We start from the raw sequence: 1,315 nt of genomic DNA on the forward strand, positions 1-1,315 counted from the left end.
GTAAGCTCTTGCTCTTGCTCTTGCTTTTTGTTTTTTGCTCTTGATTTTTTCTCTTTATTTTTGTTTTTTGCTCTTGATTTTTTACCTTTTCATACCTTATACCCCCTTTTAGGGCTCTACATCCCTTGCTCTGTAAGGGTTTTCTGGTTTAAAAGTAACACTTTTGGTGGTTTAAAGTAACACTTTTGGTGGTTTAAAGTAACACTTTTGGTGGTTTAAAGTAACTTTTTTAAAAAAGTTACTTTTTTAGTTATTGTTCGTTTATAATATGTTTATTTTATTAAATAATTATTTATTTTTATGGAAAAAGAAATTAAACACTCTGTTGTTATTAAGTCTAACTCTCTTGTTAGTGCTATTTATAAAATGCCTGTGAATTCATCACATTTATTTAATATAATGCTTCGTTATATTGATGCTAATGATGTTATTTCTGATGATGGGAAATTGCATACTATTACTGCTAGTGAATTTGGTAAATTGCTAGGTATTGATGATAAACATCGATACCGAGATTTAAAAATTGCTACTAATTTTTTGTTATCTGCTACTATTAAAGTTTCCATTGATACTTTTACTTATGAGAAATACTCTATTTTTGATACTGCTAGATATGCGGTTGGTGAAGGTTACACTTCTCTCGCTTTTTCCCGTAATTTCCTTCCTTTTATTCAGGGACTTGATGGTGATTACACAAGGTTAGAACTTGCTCAAACTTTGCGATTTAAAAAGTTTGCTAGCCTTCGTATTTATGAAAAATTAATGCAGTATATGCAGCCAGATGGTACTGGTTGGTGGCATGTTGATCTTACTGAATTGAAGCAGTTATTGTCTATTGATGAAAATCATACTTATTGGGATAATAATGTTTTTCGTGCTCGGGTTTATGCTCCAGCAATTCAGGAAATTTGTGATAAATTGTATTGGCATATTAGAACTATTCCTGTTAGAGTGGGTCGTACAATTTTTAAATTTGAAATCACTTTTAGGGATTTAGACCCTGATGGTTTATTATTTAAAGATAGTCTCTCTCGAGGTAATAAAAAAACTCGCTTAAATAATGCTCATCGAGCGGCTGACGCTAGAGCCAAAGTCTCTCGTCTTTCTCATTTAAAAAAAATAGGTGTTAAATAATATAAAAAGAGGAGTCAAAGCGGAGTAAACGGGTTAGTGCTATGATTTTTTAGAGAGGACTTTACACAATCTGGTTTACAGGGTTCCTTATTTTTTATAAATGGTATTACACCTGCTCAAAAGATGGCTGAATTGAAAAAAGTGGCTTGAAATGTGTCTAAATTGATTGGACCATTACAGC

General features: G+C 31.7%; 2 protein-coding genes. Both read left to right on the forward strand.

Features of this window, described 5'->3' with window-relative positions; translation table 11 throughout:
• Positions 1 to 180 (forward strand): hypothetical protein (locus BAZSYMA_RS10180; protein ID WP_206599434.1); only part of this gene is annotated, 180 nt, incomplete at its 5' end.
• 120 nt (positions 181 to 300) lie between these two features.
• On the forward strand, positions 301 to 1,134 hold the full coding sequence (locus BAZSYMA_RS00800) for a replication initiation protein (RefSeq protein WP_090714573.1): 834 nt from the start codon (positions 301 to 303) through the stop codon (positions 1,132 to 1,134).
• The last annotated feature ends 181 nt before the right edge of the window (positions 1,135 to 1,315 follow it).

The sequence above is a fragment of the Bathymodiolus azoricus thioautotrophic gill symbiont genome, from assembly GCF_001298715.1.
In the GTDB taxonomy this organism is placed as follows: domain Bacteria; phylum Pseudomonadota; class Gammaproteobacteria; order PS1; family Pseudothioglobaceae; genus Thiodubiliella.

Bases quoted from the DNA above. Each gene is read 5' to 3' on its own strand.
- BAZSYMA_RS00800 (WP_090714573.1), top strand. From the start codon at position 301: ATGGAAAAAGAAATTAAACACTCTGTTGTTATTAAGTCTAACTCTCTT.